This window comes from Nocardia aurantiaca (assembly GCF_009708175.1).
GTDB lineage: Bacteria > Actinomycetota > Actinomycetes > Mycobacteriales > Mycobacteriaceae > Nocardia > Nocardia aurantiaca.
On record NZ_WMBB01000023.1, the window covers coordinates 1 to 16,535 of the forward strand.

Annotated in this window: 15 protein-coding genes and 2 pseudogenes; 6 read left to right on the forward strand and 11 right to left on the reverse strand. The window is 65.6% G+C overall.

The features are described 5' to 3' along the window. Positions 1 to 213, forward strand: a 213-nt coding sequence (locus GLP40_RS34280; protein ID WP_230330146.1) for a hypothetical protein, incomplete at its 5' end; no start/stop codon positions are given. 127 nt (positions 214 to 340) lie between these two features. Here the strand turns inward: GLP40_RS34280 and GLP40_RS34285 are convergent. Both GLP40_RS34285 and GLP40_RS32040 read right to left on the reverse strand, forming a co-directional pair. Next, entirely contained in the window at positions 341 to 892 is a 552-nt protein-coding gene (locus tag GLP40_RS34285; RefSeq protein WP_230330147.1) for a hypothetical protein, read from the reverse strand. 537 nt (positions 893 to 1,429) lie between these two features. Beyond that, positions 1,430 to 3,352 carry a serine/threonine-protein kinase gene (locus GLP40_RS32040; RefSeq protein WP_154791771.1) on the reverse strand — a complete coding sequence of 641 codons (1,923 nt, stop codon included), beginning with the start codon at positions 3,350 to 3,352 and terminating at the stop codon, positions 1,430 to 1,432. Positions 3,353 to 3,654: 302 nt separating this feature from the next. Here GLP40_RS32040 and GLP40_RS32045 point away from each other — a divergent pair, with 302 nt between their 5' ends. From GLP40_RS32045 to GLP40_RS32060, 4 genes are all read left to right on the forward strand, one after another. Then, a complete protein-coding gene (locus GLP40_RS32045; RefSeq protein ID WP_154791772.1) occupies positions 3,655 to 3,819 on the forward strand; it encodes a hypothetical protein in 165 nt (54 codons plus the stop codon). 319 nt (positions 3,820 to 4,138) lie between these two features. Further along, complete coding sequence (locus GLP40_RS32050; protein WP_196054877.1) at positions 4,139 to 5,239, forward strand: pentapeptide repeat-containing protein; 1,101 nt, start codon at positions 4,139 to 4,141, stop codon at positions 5,237 to 5,239. Between the two features lie 457 nt (positions 5,240 to 5,696). Next, positions 5,697 to 6,422 carry an RNA polymerase sigma factor gene (locus tag GLP40_RS32055; protein WP_154791774.1) on the forward strand — a complete coding sequence of 242 codons (726 nt, stop codon included), beginning with the start codon at positions 5,697 to 5,699 and terminating at the stop codon, positions 6,420 to 6,422. A 308-nt stretch (positions 6,423 to 6,730) separates the two neighbouring features. Then, positions 6,731 to 6,934 carry a hypothetical protein gene (locus GLP40_RS32060; protein WP_154791775.1) on the forward strand — a complete coding sequence of 68 codons (204 nt, stop codon included), beginning with the start codon at positions 6,731 to 6,733 and terminating at the stop codon, positions 6,932 to 6,934. 11 nt (positions 6,935 to 6,945) lie between these two features. Here the strand turns inward: GLP40_RS32060 and GLP40_RS32065 are convergent, their stop codons facing one another. The 5 genes from GLP40_RS32065 to GLP40_RS32085 all read right to left on the reverse strand — a co-directional run bounded on the left by GLP40_RS32065 (position 6,946) and on the right by GLP40_RS32085 (position 12,617). After that, a complete protein-coding gene (locus GLP40_RS32065) occupies positions 6,946 to 7,122 on the reverse strand; it encodes a hypothetical protein (protein ID WP_154791776.1) in 177 nt (58 codons plus the stop codon). 284 nt (positions 7,123 to 7,406) lie between these two features. After that, complete coding sequence (locus tag GLP40_RS32070; RefSeq protein ID WP_154791777.1) at positions 7,407 to 9,203, reverse strand: AMP-dependent synthetase/ligase; 1,797 nt, start codon at positions 9,201 to 9,203, stop codon at positions 7,407 to 7,409. 100 nt (positions 9,204 to 9,303) lie between these two features. Beyond that, the gene (locus tag GLP40_RS32075) at positions 9,304 to 10,218 is read right to left on the reverse strand and encodes an alpha/beta hydrolase (protein ID WP_154791778.1); all 915 of its coding nucleotides are present in this window, start codon (positions 10,216 to 10,218) and stop codon (positions 9,304 to 9,306) included. Between the two features lie 11 nt (positions 10,219 to 10,229). Further along, positions 10,230 to 11,060, reverse strand: coding sequence for an SDR family NAD(P)-dependent oxidoreductase (locus GLP40_RS32080; RefSeq protein ID WP_328290909.1), 831 nt, complete (start codon positions 11,058 to 11,060; stop codon positions 10,230 to 10,232). Positions 11,061 to 11,093: 33 nt separating this feature from the next. Then, complete coding sequence (locus GLP40_RS32085) at positions 11,094 to 12,617, reverse strand: flavin-containing monooxygenase (RefSeq protein ID WP_154791779.1); 1,524 nt, start codon at positions 12,615 to 12,617, stop codon at positions 11,094 to 11,096. Between the two features lie 88 nt (positions 12,618 to 12,705). On the opposite strand from GLP40_RS32085, the gene GLP40_RS32090 reads away from it, so the two are divergent. Next, positions 12,706 to 13,350 (forward strand): TetR/AcrR family transcriptional regulator, encoded by a 645-nt coding sequence (locus GLP40_RS32090; RefSeq protein WP_154791780.1) that lies wholly within the window; start codon positions 12,706 to 12,708, stop codon positions 13,348 to 13,350. A 127-nt stretch (positions 13,351 to 13,477) separates the two neighbouring features. Here GLP40_RS32090 and GLP40_RS32095 read toward each other — a convergent pair. The 4 genes and pseudogenes from GLP40_RS32095 to GLP40_RS32110 form a co-directional block, all read right to left on the reverse strand. Next, positions 13,478 to 13,633 (reverse strand): annotated as a pseudogene (locus tag GLP40_RS32095) (transposase); the annotation flags it as partial. 15 nt (positions 13,634 to 13,648) lie between these two features. Then, complete coding sequence (locus tag GLP40_RS32100; protein WP_328290910.1) at positions 13,649 to 14,062, reverse strand: OsmC family protein; 414 nt, start codon at positions 14,060 to 14,062, stop codon at positions 13,649 to 13,651. Beyond that, positions 14,059 to 15,422: pseudogene (locus tag GLP40_RS32105) on the reverse strand (LLM class flavin-dependent oxidoreductase). Before GLP40_RS32105 ends, GLP40_RS32100 begins: the two are co-directional and overlap by 4 nt. A gap of 13 nt (positions 15,423 to 15,435) precedes the next feature. Next, positions 15,436 to 16,527, reverse strand: coding sequence for an NrtA/SsuA/CpmA family ABC transporter substrate-binding protein (locus GLP40_RS32110; protein WP_154791811.1), 1,092 nt, complete (start codon positions 16,525 to 16,527; stop codon positions 15,436 to 15,438). Between the last annotated feature and the right edge of the window lie 8 nt (positions 16,528 to 16,535).

The following is a 16,535-nucleotide window of genomic DNA, read 5'->3' on the forward strand; positions in this document are numbered from 1 at the left end:
CGCACCAGAAAGGTGCTCCTCACACTGCGTACTTCGATCTTCAGCAAATCGAATTATCGCAGTTCAGAGCACCTTTCGCCATTTCTACGCGACGACCAGCTCAACCGCCATGATTGGCCGAGGTTAGAGACTGGTGTCAGGATCGGATCCCGGCCAGGGTTTGATCCAGGTGCCCGGTGGGATGCTCCCAATATTCGGCTGCCCGCCATCTGATTTGGCGTGGCTCTCTACTGGCTTGCCTCCCATCGGGTCCCGCGGAGGTTCGTTCATGCTGCCGATCATCGCGCGCTGGCGACCGTTGCCGGTGTGGAAGCCCGATGTTCGCCAGCGCTGCGGGCGATCACGGCACGAGACTGCGCAGTCGCCGACCGTGTTCGGCGCGGATGAAGTCCCTTGCCACGCTGTCGTATTCCCCGGCCCGCTGAGGCGGGACGCGGTATAGCCACCATCCTCGCGGCGGAACCACCAGCAGGATCTGACCATCGGGGTCCGGCACTGCTCGGCGAACATGGTCGCCGACGTCGCCGAAGACGTCCGCCATGAGATCGAGCCACTCCAGCAGATCTGCGCGCGCTTCTGCTGGGGTGGCGAAGGACATCGACGCCGAGGCTGTCACGCTGATGCCATCGATGTCGTCGCGCATCATCGAGTTCCGTGGATCAAAGGTCCGGACCTCGACCCAATACCATGGCCGCTGCTCGACCGGGGTCGGCGTAAAACGCGGGGCGGCACCAGGATCGGTCTGGTGCGGGCGTGGGTGCGGTCGGCGGAGAACACGGTTCTCGACCGTGACTCCGGCCACCACAACCGCGACACACACGATGACACCCAGCGCGGGAGTGCCGGACACCGCACCGATCCCGCCACCGGCGCCGAGCGCGGCGACGGACATGAGCACTCGCCACGGCCTAACCCAGAACAATTCCCGCCCCCTGCTTTTGACGATCTTGCACGCAATCCTAGCCGTCCCCGGCCGCCACAGTCGTGGACGCGGCCATGTCGTAGGCGGCCCCAGCACCAACGATCCGAACGGCGACAACATCGGCGAGTGGCTGGTCGGAATCGACGACCAGGACCCAGCTGGCGCAGCTGGTGAGTACCTGCCGGCAGGAGTAGATCAGGTGTCGGCGTCGGCCGCCGTTCATCGTCCGTGCCGTCCGAGCGCCGCGACGCCGTGGGCGCTATTCCGACTACCCGAATACCGGCCCCTGCCAGTCAGGGACCCCATACCGATCTCGACCGGACTCATGCCCTGGTCGAGCGACTCTCGGCACCGTTGCTTCTTATCTCGCTACTGCTCGCCTTGGCCCCAGTGCTGCGCTGAGCCGAGATAGCCTCGGCTCGTTAGTCTCGCCGACCCGCGCGGCCGATTCCGAACGCGCAAGCGCGCTTGAAACTCGCAGGTGAGCTGCCGCGTCGTAGCGCACCGTCACGCCCGCGGGATCACCGACACCGTGTTGTCGGTGTTCGTGACGTAGACGGTGTGGGTGCCGGGATCCACCGCCACACCATGTGGATGTTTGCCGACGGGGATGGTGGCGGTGACGGCGCGGGTGGCGGTGTCGATCACCGACACCGTGTCGTCGTCGTTGGTGACGTAGGCAGTGTGGGTGCCGGGGTCCACCGCCACACCCATCGGAAAAACCCCGGCGCGGATGGTGGCGGTGACGGCGCGGGTCGTGGTGTCGATCACCGACACCGTCGCGTCGTTGTGGTAGGTGAGGTAGGCGGTGTGGGTGCCGGGATCCACCGCCACACCCTCCGGATCTTTACCGACGGGGATGGTGGCGGTGACGGCGCGGGTGGCGGTGTCGATCACCGACACCGTCGCGTCGCTGTTGTTGGTGGTGTAGGCGGTGTGGGTGCCGGGATCCACCGCCACACCCTCCGGATCTTTACCGACGGGGATGGTGGCGGTGACGGCGTGGGTGGTGGTGTCGATCACCGACACCGTGTTGTCGCCGTCGCCGTAATTGGTGACGTAGGCGTTGTGGGTGCCGGGATCCATCGCCACACCCATCGGATTTTTGCCGACGGGGATGGTGGCGGTGACGGCGCGGGTGGTGGTGTCGATCACCGACACCGTGTTGTCGCTGTAGCTGGTGACGTAGGCGGTGTGGGTGTCGGGATCCACCGCCACACCCATCGGATTTTTGCCGACGGGGATGGTGGCGGTGACGGCGTGGGTGGTGGTGTCGATCACCGACACCGTGTTGTCACCTTTGGTGATATAGGCGGTGTGGGTGCCGGGATCGACCGCGATGCCCAACACACCCCCGGCCGGGACGGCTATGAGGGTCGGGGAGGCGGTGAGTGGCTGGCTATGTGGGCTGGTGTCCTTCAGCACCCAGTAACCGATGGCCAAAACGGTCACAGCCGCAATCCCCAACGCGGGGAGGACAACCCGATAGCTCGAGGAAGGGCTCGGAGGAACGGGAATCGGCGCGGCCCTCGCAAGTTCCACAGAATGTACCGGCTGTGGGTCGGCCAGCCTCGGGCCTGGATTGACCTGGGTCGCAACCAGCCGCGGCGCGGCCGAGGCAGACGCGAGGCACGCGGCGGCCAGCTCGCCGGCCGTCTGGTACCGCTGGTCGGGGTCCTTGGCCAAGCCGCGGGCGATCACCGCGTCGAACCCGGTCCCGACCTCGGGCCGCAGAAGGCTGGGCCGGGGAGGCGGCTGGGTCAGATGCGCGGCGATGTGCTGTTCGACACCGGCCGCGGGGAACGGAGGACGACCGGTCAGCAGTTCGAACGCCACACACGCCAGGGCGTACACATCCGCGCGTGCATCGGCGATGCCGGTGGTGAACCGTTCGGGCGCCATGTAGGCGAAGGTGCCGATCGTGGAACCGATGCTGGTCAAACCGGTTTCCCCGGCCGCGCGGGCGATCCCGAAATCGATCAGATACACGAACCCGTTCGCGGTGATGAACAGGTTCGACGGTTTCACATCCCGGTGCACCAAACCTGCCGCATGCGCGGCCTGCAGAGCGGCCGCCGCCTGCGTGAGCACCGACACCGCATCCGTGACCGCCATCGGACCCGACCGCGCCAGCAGCGCATCGACCCCCTCACCGTCGAGGAACTGCATACACATGAACAGGTGGCCCTCGATCTGGCCATAGTCGAAGATCGGCACCACATGCGGGTCGCCCAGCGCCGCAGCAGTTTTGGCTTCCCGGCGGAACCGTTCCCGGAACACCGGATCCGCCGCGATATGCGCGTGCAGCACCTTCACTGCCACCACCCGATCGGTCCCGGTATCGAAGGCCCGATACACCTGCCCCATCCCGCCCTCACCGAGCAGCTGCTGCAGCACGTACCGGCCGAACCGCGTCCCCTCTACCGACACCCTTACCCTCCCCGCCAGCCGCGGCCCGCCTTACCGGCCAAGCCGCACAACACATCCCGCACATCATCACACCCACTCGCCCGGCAAGCAGCACGCCGGGCTCCCCGCATAACCAGCACCCCGACTTCGCAACACGCTTTCCGACACGGCATCCGAACCACAATCCTGCCGATTCATGCTCGGGCGCTGGGGTGTTGGGAACCGATCGATTCTCGACACTCAAGCGGTAAGAGGACTGGCCGGCGAAAGACTCGATCGTCCGAGTCGGCCCACTTCCTGACTCCTCCGGTCGCCGCGAGGCCATGCGGCAGGCCCGGGCGATCGGCGCGGGCACCGCCAGCCGTGCCGCACCGGAGTACCAGGGGCTCGGACTCGGAACAGCGATCGTCGATCGGCTGCTGGTGTGGGCGGCCAATCGGTCGATTCCGCCAGGGCGCAGCCGGGGACTGCGGCGACGGGTGGGCTGACGGCGTTGCCGTAGCCGCGGGCCTGGGTTCGTTTGTCGCCGAAGGCTTTGAACTCGTCGGGGAAGGCCATGCCGGCGCGGATCTCGCAATGCTTTATCTGCTGCTCAGCGAAGAATCGCCGTGTCCACCTGCATGTTTGCGTGGTGGACAGCGTCATCGATGTGGATGTTTCCGAGCGTGTCGGTCCTGGACTGGTGAGATCGCGAAATCACTTGTCGTTGGCGCCACGGCGTCCCTGCCGCAGGAACCCTGATGTCGCCCGCTCGGCACGGGTCTAATCCACTGAGTGACGGGAGGTTTTCCTGCGACGATGAGAGCCGTGAGCACGCCTGTACCGCGTCGACGGCTTAGCCGCGTCACTGGGGGATTGAGACGACCAGAGCAGCCTCCCTCGACTCCGCCCGTCCCGGAACCGGACACACCAGGGCCGGAACCCGAATCTTCGCCGAGCCGCCTCGACCGCCTCGGCAGGGGGATCGGCAGGGCGGCGACGTGGGATGGCTGGCTGAAGCTCGGCGCGGTCGTCACCGCTGTCGGTGTGCTGGTCGGTTTCTGGTTCACAAACCATTCACTCCAAGCAACGGGCAAGCAATACGAGATTTCTCGCCAAACCGAAATAACAGACAGATTCACGAAAGCAGTGGCAGCCCTGGACAGTCCAACAATAAATTCAAGACTAGGAGGCATCTATTCATTGGAACAGCTTGCGGTCGACTCTGCCGAAGTGCGCACCACAGTTTTCGAGGTGTTGTCGGCTTACATACGAGATAAAGCGCACATAAAATCTCCCGGCGAATGTGACACCAATCAGGAGTTGGGTGAAGATATCAGGACGGCTCTGACCGTCATAGGCAGACGCAAACCGCAAAGCAGAATAGAGATATCATTGACGGGTACCTGCCTGCCCAATGCGAATTTTAGTGAAGGAAATTGGTACGATGTGAACTTCCAGGAATCGAATCTAGCAAATGCAAACTTTTCCAATGCGAAGTTTTCCCTACCCGACGCGCCGCGGGATGACGCGCATACTATAATCAACATGCCATTCCGTAACACTGTACTCGCAAACTCGATATTCTCGTACTCTGACCTTTACGGAATATGGTTCGACACCGCGGACGCTCGCGGAGCACGCTTCGATCGCAGTGACATGACAAGCGCGAGAGTCACCGGCTCCGACCTTACAGGCGCCGAACTGGTTGGTGTCAACTTTACCGACGCCTGCTTTTCGCAGAGCAACCTCGATGAGGCCGATTTCGGAGAATTCTTAAACATGGGGGTCGCTGGGATAATGCGGGTCGAACCGCAAATCGACACGGCGAAATTTTACGACGACAGACATCAAGGTACCCAGTGGCCGGCCAGTTTTACGCCATCCCCGGACATCGACGACTCACAACCGGGGACGGTTTGTGATTGATCCAAGTCGAAGCTCTCGAGGGCAACATCCGCGCGTAGTGGCCGTGGATAACCGACCGTTGGTGAGCTTGAGCCGTCGGGCTTTCCCTTGACTCTTTGAATCCTGCCTGGACACTGCGATCCAGGCGCGTCGCTGCTTTGAATACCAGTATTGACGCGGCATCACCGACTGGTGAGCTGGCGCGCTCGCGTATTCAACTGTCGACTTATCTATTCGCAGCGGTTCGCGGTCTGGGCAAGATCGTGAGAGCGGGTTCTGGCGTGCGTTTGTTGAAGTGGGCGATCGTTTTCCGAACGCCGCCACCACGCTGACGGCGCTGTCCGCGCGGTACTGCGACACGGCCAGGGCAATCCGGTAGAAGCCAACCGAAACTGCTTGCAACGCTCGACGGCTCGGCTCCCGTGTAACCGGTATTGGGCGATCCACTTCGGGTTGCCCCCTTATACGGAGGTTGTTGATGCCGAAATATCTGGAGCCCAACGAGAAGACGCTGACCCTCGCCGGGCAGAAGCTCTCCGCGGAGCTCTACGATCCGGCGGTCGGTGCGATGCTCGGCTGGCTCGCCGCCGGCGACGTCGCCCGCCACTCGCGCTACGGGGAACTGTCGCAGGTCGTCCTCAACACCGCCCAGGGCGACCGCTTCCTGCGCGAGGACATCGCCATCGAGACCTTCGTGCGCGCCCTGGTGCCCTTCCTGCGCCGCCTCGACCGCGGCGACTTCGACGCGAACGGGGCCGCATCGGTCACTACCTTCTTCATCGGCGCCTGCCGCAACCGCATCGGCGAGGTGGTCTGGTCCCACCACACCCGCATCATGGAGCTGCGCGCCGACACCGAGGAACTGCTCGACCGCGCCCGCAACACCGCCATCGGCCCCGATACCGTCGACGGGTTCGAACTCGCCCGCGACCTGCTGCTCGAAGCTCCCCGTAACCTGCGCTCGGTGCTGCTGCTGGTGATCTACGAGGGCACCACCCTCGCCGAGGCCGCCAAGCGGGTGGGCGTCAAGCCCACCACGATCCGCTCGCAGCTCATGCGCTACAAGAACCGCATCGCCTGGCTGCACTTCCGCCGCGTGCTCGAAATCCCCGAAGCCACCGGCCTCGGCCAGTGGGCCAGGAACACCGTCGAAGAGCGCAAGATCGTCGCCGAAGCACGCCGCACAAAGCAGTCCGCCGCATGAAAACTGCTGTGCGCCAACATCTCTCGCGAATACTACGGTCGTGAGAGATAGATTGTGCAACATTCTCAAACTCTCTTGCCAACCTTGGTTCCGCCGGATGGTTCACCACCGAACCTCCACGGACACAAGGAGATACGCATGAGCACACCGCTCACTGCCCGGCGAGGAGACGAACCCGCCCTGCGGGACCGAGGCGTCGATCGGCGAGGCCCGCCGCATACGTGCGCTGTCCCCGCCTGCGCCACCAGGCAGGGACAGCAGACCCACCTCAATACCCGCATTCCCATGACAGATCATCGAGGCAGGAAATGACTGTAACCACCCCGTCCGACCAGCCACATAACCCCCGCGAGAACGTCCCCGTTCCTCAACCGCCGGCCGACGCCGTGACGGGAGGCTCCCGCAGGACCTTCTTTACCGCGGCCACCGGCGCATTCATCGGCCGGTTTCTCGGCGACATCGCCTCCGACGCCTGCAAGGCGATGTTGCCGAAGTTCGACGACTGGTTCTAAACGCTCCCGGCCTACATGGTCGGCCTAGGCTGCCAGCCCAGGCCGACCAGTGTTCCAGGCGGATCACGTATCCGCAGGTCGCGCCCCGCATTGCCGCAGATAATGCCGGAATTATCTGCGGCAACCGCCTTGGCGCCGGATTTCGCTCCATCGCGCGGCTGGTATCGAATCATGCTGTGCCGCAGCATATTTAGATGCTAGCGCCGGATCTCGGGCAGATGCACAACTACCCCCAGGCCGTTCGCGCGGCGCACACCCGGGCGCCCGCATCGCCGATGGCCGCGAGATCACGGTGAAGGTGCTGGGCGCCCGGGCCGAGGGGCCGACGGCGACGCCTCAGATATCTCGGTTACGAGCGCGATATCTCGGTTACGAGCGCGGAGGTGTTCCGAGCGGGCGGCGCCTCCGGCTTCGGGAACGAAAAAGGCGCTGTCGGCGGAAGTTCCACCGGCAGCACCCTTGTCGGCTCCGACTAGGAGTTGTAGATCGCGTCCACGTCGGCCGCGTACTGCTTCATGACGACGGCGCGCTTGAGGGAGAGCTTGGGGGTGAGCTCGCCGCCCTCCTGGGTCCAGTCGACCGGGAGGATGCGGACCTTCTTGATCGCCTCGGCGTGCGAGACCAGCTTGTTGGTGGCCGCGACCGCGTCGTTGATCTCGCCGACCAGGGCCGGGTTCTCGATGAGGTGCTCGATCGGGGTTTCGGCGGGGATGCCGTTGCGCTCCTTCCAGGCGGGAAGGGCCTCGGGATCGAGGGTGACGAGCGCGCCGATGAAGGGCTGGCCGTCACCGACCACCATGACCTGGCTGATCAGTGCGTTCTGGCGCAGCGAGTCCTCGAGCATGGCCGGGGAGACGTTCTTGCCGCCGGCGGTGACGAGGATCTCCTTCTTGCGGCCGGTGATCGAGACGAAGCCCTGTTCGTCGATGGCGCCGAGATCGCCGGTCTTGAACCAGCCGTCCGTGTCGAAGCAGTCGGCGGTGGCCTCGGGGTTGTTCCAGTACCCGCTGAAGACCACCGGGCCGCGGATGAGCAGCTCGCCGTCGTCGGCGACCTTGGCGCCGTGGCCCGGCAGCGGGCGGCCGACCGTGCCGACCCTGATGTGCTTGGGTGTGTTCACGCTGACGGCGGCGGTGGACTCGGTGAGGCCGTAGCCCTCGTAGATGGTGACGCCCGCGCCGCGGAAGTAGTGGCCCAGGCGCGCGCCCAGCGGGCCGCCACCGGAGACGGCGGACTCGCACTGACCGCCCATGGCCTCGCGCAGCTTCGAGTAGACCAGCTTGTCGAAAAGCATGTGCTGCAGCTTGAGCACGATGTTCGGGCCGCCGTTCTGCAGCGACTGGCTGTACTGGACGGCGATCTCGGTGGCGTAGTCGAAGATCTTGCCCTTGCCGCCGTCGTGCGCCTTCTGCTTGGCGCCGTTGAACACCTTCTCGAACACGCGCGGCACCGAGAGGATGAAGTTGGGCTGGTACTGCCCGAACTGCTCCACCAGGGTGGACCAGTCGGCGGTGTGGGCCACGGTGACGCCGGCGTCGAAGGCGGCCAGCGCGACCGCGCGGGCGAAGACGTGGGCCAGCGGCAAGAACAGCAGCGACTTGCGGCCGGGCCGCAGGAACTCGCTCATGGCGGAGCGGTCGGCGGCCGACTCGGCGTACAGGTTGGCATGCGAGAGCATGACGCCCTTGGGTCGGCCGGTCGTGCCGGAGGTGTAGATGAGGGTGGCCGGGGAGGCCGCCTTCACCAGGGCGCGGCGCTCGTGCACCTCGGCGTCGTCGAGGTCGGTGCCGCGGGCGACCAGGTCGGCGATGGCGCCCTTGTCGATCTGCAGGACTTCCTTCAGGCTGTCCAGTCCGCCTTCGACTTCCGCGATGGTGGCGCGGTGCTTATCGTTCTGGACGACGGTGAGCTTGGTGGCGGAGTCTGCGAGGATCCAGCGGGCCTGCTCGGCCGAGGAGGAGTCGTAGATGGCGACGGTGCAGCCGCCGGCCGCCCAGATGGCGAAGTCGAGCACGACCCACTCGTAGCTGGTCTGGGCCATGATGGCGACGCGGTCACCGAGTTCGATGCCCGAGGCGATCAGCCCCTTGGCTACGTCGGTCACGGTCTTCGCAAACGCCGCCGCCGTGACGTCGTTCCAGCCGCCCTTGCCATCCGGGGTGTTGAAGACGACCAGGTTGGGGGTCTTCTCCGCATGCCGGAACGCGCCATCCGACATATTGGCGTTCTCCGGAATGGTGTAGGTAGCCGGGACTTCGAACTCTCGCATCGCTGCCCTTCCACAGTGGGTTTACTGGCGGGTAATTTACGCCACGCTCACAGGTGGCTCCGGGCGGACCGCCCGAACCAGTTCTCGGACGGTCTTCTCCCTATCCTATTGACCGGTTTCGAGCTGGTCGCAGGGCCTGCCGCAAGAACTGCCCGAGCTCGACGGTCACCGCCGCGGCGGAGTCCACCAGACCCGCCTGCAACTGGGCGACATGCCACAGTCCGCGGGTCTCGGTGAACTCGGTCGGCACGCCCGCCGCCCGCAGCTGCGCGACCAGACGTGCGCACTGGTTGTGCAGCAGCTCGTCCACATCGGCCTGGACATAGGTGGGCGGCAGCCCGCGCAGCTCGCCGAGCAGCGGCGCGTACCCGGTGTCGGAACCGTCGCCGCGGCCGAGATAGGCCGCGGCGCAAGCCCGCGACCACGGCTTGCTGACCACCAGATCGCGGTCGCGGGTGGGCACCTCGTTGGGGTCGCCCCACGGCGCGATCAGCCCGAGCGCGGCCGGGGTCACGACGTGGCGGTCGCGCAGCCGTTCGGCCAGCGCGAGCGAGAGTCCGCCGCCGGCCGAGTCGCCGGCCACCGCGATGCGATCCGGGCGGTACCCGAAGTCCACCAGCTCCAGGAAGGCCGCCTCGGCATCCTCGAGCGCCGCGGGGAACGGGTGCTCGGGAGCCAGCCGGTAGTCCAGAACCTGCACCGCGCAACCGGTTTCGCGCGCCAAATAGGCCGCCAGCGCACGGTGCGTGACCGGCGAACCCACGGTGTAGCCGCCGCCGTGCAGGTACAGCACGGTGGCGGTGTCGGAGTCCTGCCCGACCGTGACGCGTTCGGCCGGGCGGCCGCCGAGTTCCACGTACTCGACTCGGGTGCCGCGCGGGGCGCGCTGCGCCGCTGAGCCCCAATCCATCAGCGCCCGTTGGACACTGAACGGAAGCCGATGGTGGAGCATGATCCGGAAGACGGGATTCAGGGCCGCGCGGACGACGGGCAGCGGCAGCGTCACATCGGGCATGTCCGAGATCCTCACGGCAGGAAGCGCTTCTGCACCGCGGCGGAAATGCGCTGGTAGTACGAGGCGGTGGTGCGCACGAACAGGTCGAGGACCTTGGCCTCCCAGCCGATGAGCACTCGGCCGTGGCCCTTGCGGACGGCCTCGGTAATGGTCTGCGCGGCCATTTCCGGGGTGTGCAGGGCGAGCTTGCTGTCGAAGAGGGCGGCCAGGTTCGTCTGGTTGAGGCCCTCGGCGACGGTGGCGCTGCGGGCGACGGCGGTCTTGATGCCGCCGGGGTGCACACAGGTGACCTCGACCGGCGTACCGGCCATCAGCATCTCTTGGCGCAGCGCCTCGGTGAAGCCGCGCACCGCGAATTTGGCGGCGTTGTAGGCGCTCTGGCCGGGGACGGCGATCAGGCCGAAGAGGCTGGAGATGTTCACGACATGGCCCTCACCGGATTCGATGAGGAACGGCAGGAACGCCTTGGTGCCGTTGACGACGCCCCAGAAGTCGACGTCCATGATGCGCTCGATGTCCTTGAACTGGGTGTCGAGCACATCACCGTGGTGGGCGATGCCGGCGTTGTTGTAGATCTGGTTGACCTTGCCGAAGTGCTTCTTCACCTCGTCGGCGTAGTGCAGCACGGCCTCGCGCTCGGCCACATTGAGCCGATCGGATTTGACCTGGACGCCGTACCGCTCACAGCGTCGCACGGTTTCGGCGAGGCCCTCGACGTCGATGTCGGACAGCGCCAGGCGCGCGCCGCGCCTCGCCAGGTTCTCCGCCAACGCGCGGCCGATGCCGGAACCCGCACCGGTGATCACGCAGACCTTGTCCTTGAAGTAAGCATCATTGCTCACGGCTACCGCTTTCGGTTGTCTTGGTGGGATCGATCAGATGGCCTGTGCGACAACACCCTCGGTGGTCGTGTCGTAGGCCGAGACATCGAAGTGCTCGAGCAGACTACGGAACCGGAAGGTGAAGTCCGGCCACAGTGTGGTGTTGTTGCCGTGCTTGTCGAGGTACCAGGAGGCGCAGCCGCCGGTGCTCCACACCGCGCGCTGCAGCTTGCGCTGCAGTTCGGCGTTGAACTCGTCCTGCACATCCTTGCGGACCTCGACAGTGCGCAGGCCCAGTTTGTCGAACTGTTCGATGGCGTCGGAGATGTAGTTGATCTGCGATTCCAGCATGTACACCATCGAGGTGTGCCCGAGGCCCACGTTCGGGCCCAGCATGAAGAACATATTGGGGAAGTTGTTGATGGCCGAGCCCTTGTAGCCCTGCTGGCCGATGGCGTCGAAGACCTCGGAGAGCGTGCGGCCGTCGCGGCCGGAGACGGTGTCGTAGACCGGCGAGTCGGTGACGTGGAAGCCGGTGGCCACGATGATGGCGTCGACCTCGCGCTCGGTGCCGTCCTTGGTGACGATGGAGCCCGAGCGGATCTCCGTGATGCCGTCGGTCACGACATCGACATTGTCGCGGCTCAGGGCCGGGTAGTAATCGTTGGAGATCAGCATGCGCTTGCAGCCGATGCGGAAGTTCGGGGTGACCTTGCGGCGCAGTTCCGGATCACGCACCTCGGCGAAGAGCTTGGCGCGGGCGATGGTCTCGAGCAGCAGCATCGCGGGCGGGAACTTGGCCAGCCCGACCACCTGGGTCTCGCGGGCGGCGTAGATGCCCGCCCGGTAGAGCCTGCGCAGCGCCGGAATGTGCTCGAGCGCGAACTTCTCCGGGGCCAGGTATTCGCGGTCCACGCGGGGCAGCAGCCAGGGCGCGGTGCGCTGGTAGACGTCCAGGTGCGCGACCTTGCCGGCGATGCTGGGGACGATCTGGATGGCGGAGGCGCCGGTGCCGATGACGGCGACGCGCTTGCCGGTCAGATCGGAGTCGTGGTTCCAGCGGGCGGAGTGGAAGATCTCGCCCTGGAAGTCGTTGATGCCCTTGATATCCGGCAGGTTGGGCTCGCACAGCGCGCCGACCGCGGAGACCAGGATGTCGGCGGTGAAGGAACCCTGACCGGTCTGGATCTCCCAGCGGGCGTCCTCGACGTTCCACCGGGCGGCGGTCATCTCGCAGTCGAAGATGTGCTTGTCGCGCACGCCGTACTTGTCGGCGACGCCCTGGATGTAGCGCTGGATCTCCGGCTGCTTGGAGAACGAGCGCGACCACTCCGGGTTGAGCGCGAAGGAGTAGGAGTAGAGCTGCGAGGGCACGTCACAGGCCGCGCCCGGGTAGGTGTTGTCGCGCCAGGTGCCGCCGACATCACTGCCGCGCTCCAGCACGAGGAAATCGGTGCGTCCCTGCTGGCTCAGCCGGATGGCCAGGCCCAGGCCCGAGAATCCGCTGCCGACGATGATCACGTGGGAGTGCCGGGCGGACCGGTTGCCGACAGCTTTGTCTGTAACCTTGCGACTCATATATGCGAGAGTAGGGTCCTATTGAGCAGGAGTCAACAGTATTGACTCACGTTCAGTAACGTTGGCGAAATGGCCTAAGGTTGGACTAATGACCAAGAAGCGCGCCGCGCGCAGCAGTCCGGACAGCCGGGTCAAGCGCGTGCGCCTGAGCCCCGCCGAACGCCGTGAGCAGTTGATCACGCTCGGCGCCCGCATGCTGCGTGAACGCGCCCTGGAGGATGTCTCCATCGGTGAGATCGCCGAGCAGGCCGGCATCTCACGCGGGCTGTTGTTCCACTACTTCCCGACCAAGCAGGATTTCCACCTGGCGATCGTCCGACACGCCAATGCCGAACTGCTGGAACGGACCACGCCGGACCCGTCCCTGGGCCTGTTCGACATGCTCCGCGACGCCGTCGAGCGCTACATCGACTACGTCACCGAGAACCGCACGTCCTACCTGGCCCTGCTGCGTGGCCCCGCGAGCGCCAGCCCCGAACTGGTCGCCCTGGTCAACGCCACGCGAATGGCCCTGGTGGACCGCATCCTCACCGAGGCCCCCGTCCCCACCGAGGACCCCGACCGCCCCCGCCTGGCCCTGGCCGTGCGCGGCTGGATCGCCTTCGTGGAGGAGACCACCCTGACCTGGCTGCGCGAGGAACCGATCACCCGCGAGGCCCTGGTCGACATGCTCGTCGCCTCCCTCCCGGCCTTGGCCCTGAACGCGGATCTGACTGCGGCCCTGCAGCAATAGACGCCAACCGGCGGATCACCGCATGCGGGCGCCCGAGAGACATCGGATCACGAACCCAGAGGGGCTCACCGTCCGTTACCCGCATTCTCCTGTCGCACCCTGACGGGGACGTGGCTCCGCCGTGAGTGTCGACCGGCCCGATCTCGGTGAGCACCGTCTTCGACCGAGTCCCGTTGCGAGAGTTGCCGCTTCGCGGCCGGCACGGTCGTGTTTCTCGTAGCCGAGTCATGTCCGCCTCGAGCGCGGTTTCGAGCACGGTCTCGGTGAGCTGCTCGAGCAGCCCGACTCCCGACACTCGTCATGGGTGTGCGTGGACGGTGAGGTCGATGCCGCTGCCGCGGCGAATGGTGTTGTAGATGGGGCAGGTTGCGGTGAATCGTGCCGCCAAGGCGTCCGCACGTGCCTGGTCGGTGTCGTGGATGTCGATTCGGAGGTGGGTGAAGTCGTAGCGGGTGGGGTCGTGGGCGCCGCGGCGGTGGGTGACCGTGATGCGGATGGCGCCGATGGCGATGTTGTCGTTGTCGGCGTTGGTCTGAATGTTGGCCATGGCGCACGAGGCGAGCGCGGACAGGAGCAGTTCGCCCGCTTGTACAGATTCGGCCGGGCCGAAGCGGGAGTCGCTGACGAAGTGATTGTGGCGTGCGTCGAGGAGATATCGCCCGGGTACGTCGGCGATGGTGTGGCCGTGAACTTCGACGACGTCGTTGCTCACGCCTCGGCCTCACTGGCGTGGCGAACGCGGTTGCGCCATTCGCCTGGTGCGATCCGCTGCAGCCCGAGGTTTTCGCGGAGGGTGCTGCCCTCGTATTCGGTCCGAACAGGCCCCGCTTCTGTAACTCGGGTACGACCAGGCGGGTGAAGTCCTCGAATCCGCCGGGTTGGTAGGGCGCTTGCACCATGAACCCGTCGCAGGCTTGTTCGGTGAACCACTGCTCGAGTCCGTCGGCGACTTCGGTTGCGGTGCCGATGAATCCGCCCTCGACGCGCCCGCCGTAACGCTTGCCGAGTTCTCGCAGGGTGAGGCCTTCACGCTCGGTCATTTCCCGGACTTCGCGGTAATGTCCTTCCACTCCGGGGACCTCGACCTCGGGGAGGCGCTCATCGAGGGGGAATGTGGAGAGGTCGACGTCGAGGTGATAGGCCAGCGTCGACAGTCCGCCCAAAGGTGGTACGAGGTCGAAGAGTTGGTCGTATTTGTGCTGTGCGGATGCCGATGTCGTTCCCACGACCGGGGCGATGGAGGGCAGGATCTTCACCGCGTGAGGGTCGCGGCCGTGTGTAGCGGCGCGTTCTTTGATCTCGCGGTAGAAGTCTTTGGCCGAGTCCAGTGAGGCGTGGCTGCAGAAGATCACGTCCGACCAGCGGGCCGCGAAGTCTTTGCCCTTCGAGGATGCTCCGGCCTGGATGATGACCGGATAGCCCTGTGGCGGTCGTGGGACATTGAGCGGGCCCTGAACGGTGAACCACTGGCCTTTGTGGTCGATGCGGTGCACTCGTTCGGGATCGGCGAAAAGTGGTGTGCCCGTGTCCAGGACCAGTGCGTCGTCGTCCCAGCTGTCCCAGAGTTTGCCGGTGACTTCGAGGAATTCCTCGGCGCGTTCGTAGCGTCGGTCTCGCGAGGATTGCTCGTCGCGGTCGAAGTTGCGGGCTTCGGATTCCTGAAACGAGGTGACGACATTCCATGCCGCGCGGCCGTCGGTGAGATGGTCGAGGGTGGCGAAGGATCGGGCGAGAGTGAACGGTTGCGAGTAGGTGGTGGACACGGTCGCCGCCAGACCGAGGTGTGAGGTCACCGCGCCCATCGAGGACACGATGTGCAGCGGGTCCAGCCGCATCGCGCCGAGTGCGCCGTTGCGCAGCTGGGTGTCGGTGCTGGCGCCGAATCGGTCGGGGACGGAGAGGATGTCGGCGAAGAACGCGAGATCGAAGCGCGCTTCTTCGAGAGTGCGTGCGATGTTCTGGTAGTAGCGCGCCGAGAGCCAGCCGGGAACGGAGGCGGGGTATCGCCATCCGCCGGGCCGGCCCGGGCCGGCGGTGACGAATGCTGCGAGGTGCATACGGGACGGTGACATGGGGTGGCTGGTCCTAGTTCGCGAGTGCTTGTGCGACGGTGGATTTGATGGAGTCGAAGCGCGAGTCCTGCAGCCAGGCGGTGACGTCGACTCGGTCGGGATAGACGCCGAGATTGTGGAAGTTGTCGGCAAGGTCCTGAGTTCCGCGGATTGCGGCTGTATCGACGGCACCCAATTCGCCTGCTCCGGAATACGACAGTCGCCGCGCTTTCAGCAAGTCGAGGTATACCTGCTGTTCGAGTTCGCTGTGGCCGAAGCCGCCGAGGCCGGCGAACGCGGCGACGGCGTTGTCGGGGTTGGCGTCGATCCAGCGCTGGGCGTCGCGCACCTCGCGCACGAGTGTCGCGGCCGCCTGCGGGTGGTTGAACGCGAAGTCTTCGCTGGCCACGAAGAAGGCGTAGTCATAGGTCTTGACAGACGGCAGGGCGATGGCGTCGTGCTTGCGTTTGGCGAGTTCGACGGTGGGCTGCCAGCTGATCCACGCGTCGACCTTCCCTTGCGCGAAAGCTGCCTCGGCGTCGGCGGCGGTGAGATTGGCGTAGTCGATGTCGCGTAGCGTCAGCCCGGCCGACTGCAGGTATTTGACGAGACTGTAGGTGCCCGTGGTGCCACGCTGGTCGGCTACCTTGCGGCCTTTGAGATCTGCCGCGGTCTTGATGCTCGAACCGCGTGGGACCAGGATGTCGACCTCATTGGACGGCAGGGGATAGGACGCGAGCGGGACGACCGGAACATGGCCGCCGATCGCGTAGATGAGGGCGGTCGCCGTGGCGAAGGAGAAGTCGACACTGCCGGATTTGATCGCCTCCATGACCGGCAGCGACGCGGGGAATCCGGTCGGCCATTCGACGGGCACACCGAGATCTTTGGCCAGGTCGAAACCGCCGAGGTTGTTGCGCAGAATGGCGCCGGGTTCGGCTTTGCCGTCTCCGACCAGGGCGTAGCGCACGCGGGTGAGCGGGCCCGCGGCGCTTCGTGATGCGGTGCCCGGTGCGCACGCGGCTGCCAGCGACAGACCGGCCAAGGCGAGCGCACCGGCACCGGCCGATTTGAACAGACTGCGGCGATCGAGTGCCCGAGCGGGCGTTGCGGGGTGGGAGGGCATGAAGGACA

Coding starts and splice junctions, on each gene's coding strand:
- GLP40_RS34285 (WP_230330147.1), bottom strand. CDS start 892: ATGTCCGTCGCCGCGCTCGGCGCCGGTGGCGGGATCGGTGCGGTGTCC.
- GLP40_RS32045 (WP_154791772.1), top strand. CDS start 3,655: ATGCGGCAGGCCCGGGCGATCGGCGCGGGCACCGCCAGCCGTGCCGCA.
- GLP40_RS32055 (WP_154791774.1), top strand. CDS start 5,697: ATGCCGAAATATCTGGAGCCCAACGAGAAGACGCTGACCCTCGCCGGG.
- GLP40_RS32060 (WP_154791775.1), top strand. CDS start 6,731: ATGACTGTAACCACCCCGTCCGACCAGCCACATAACCCCCGCGAGAAC.
- GLP40_RS32065 (WP_154791776.1), bottom strand. CDS start 7,122: ATGCTGCGGCACAGCATGATTCGATACCAGCCGCGCGATGGAGCGAAA.
- GLP40_RS32070 (WP_154791777.1), bottom strand. CDS start 9,203: ATGCGAGAGTTCGAAGTCCCGGCTACCTACACCATTCCGGAGAACGCC.
- GLP40_RS32075 (WP_154791778.1), bottom strand. CDS start 10,218: ATGCCCGATGTGACGCTGCCGCTGCCCGTCGTCCGCGCGGCCCTGAAT.
- GLP40_RS32085 (WP_154791779.1), bottom strand. CDS start 12,617: ATGAGTCGCAAGGTTACAGACAAAGCTGTCGGCAACCGGTCCGCCCGG.
- GLP40_RS32090 (WP_154791780.1), top strand. CDS start 12,706: ATGACCAAGAAGCGCGCCGCGCGCAGCAGTCCGGACAGCCGGGTCAAG.
- GLP40_RS32110 (WP_154791811.1), bottom strand. CDS start 16,527: ATGCCCTCCCACCCCGCAACGCCCGCTCGGGCACTCGATCGCCGCAGT.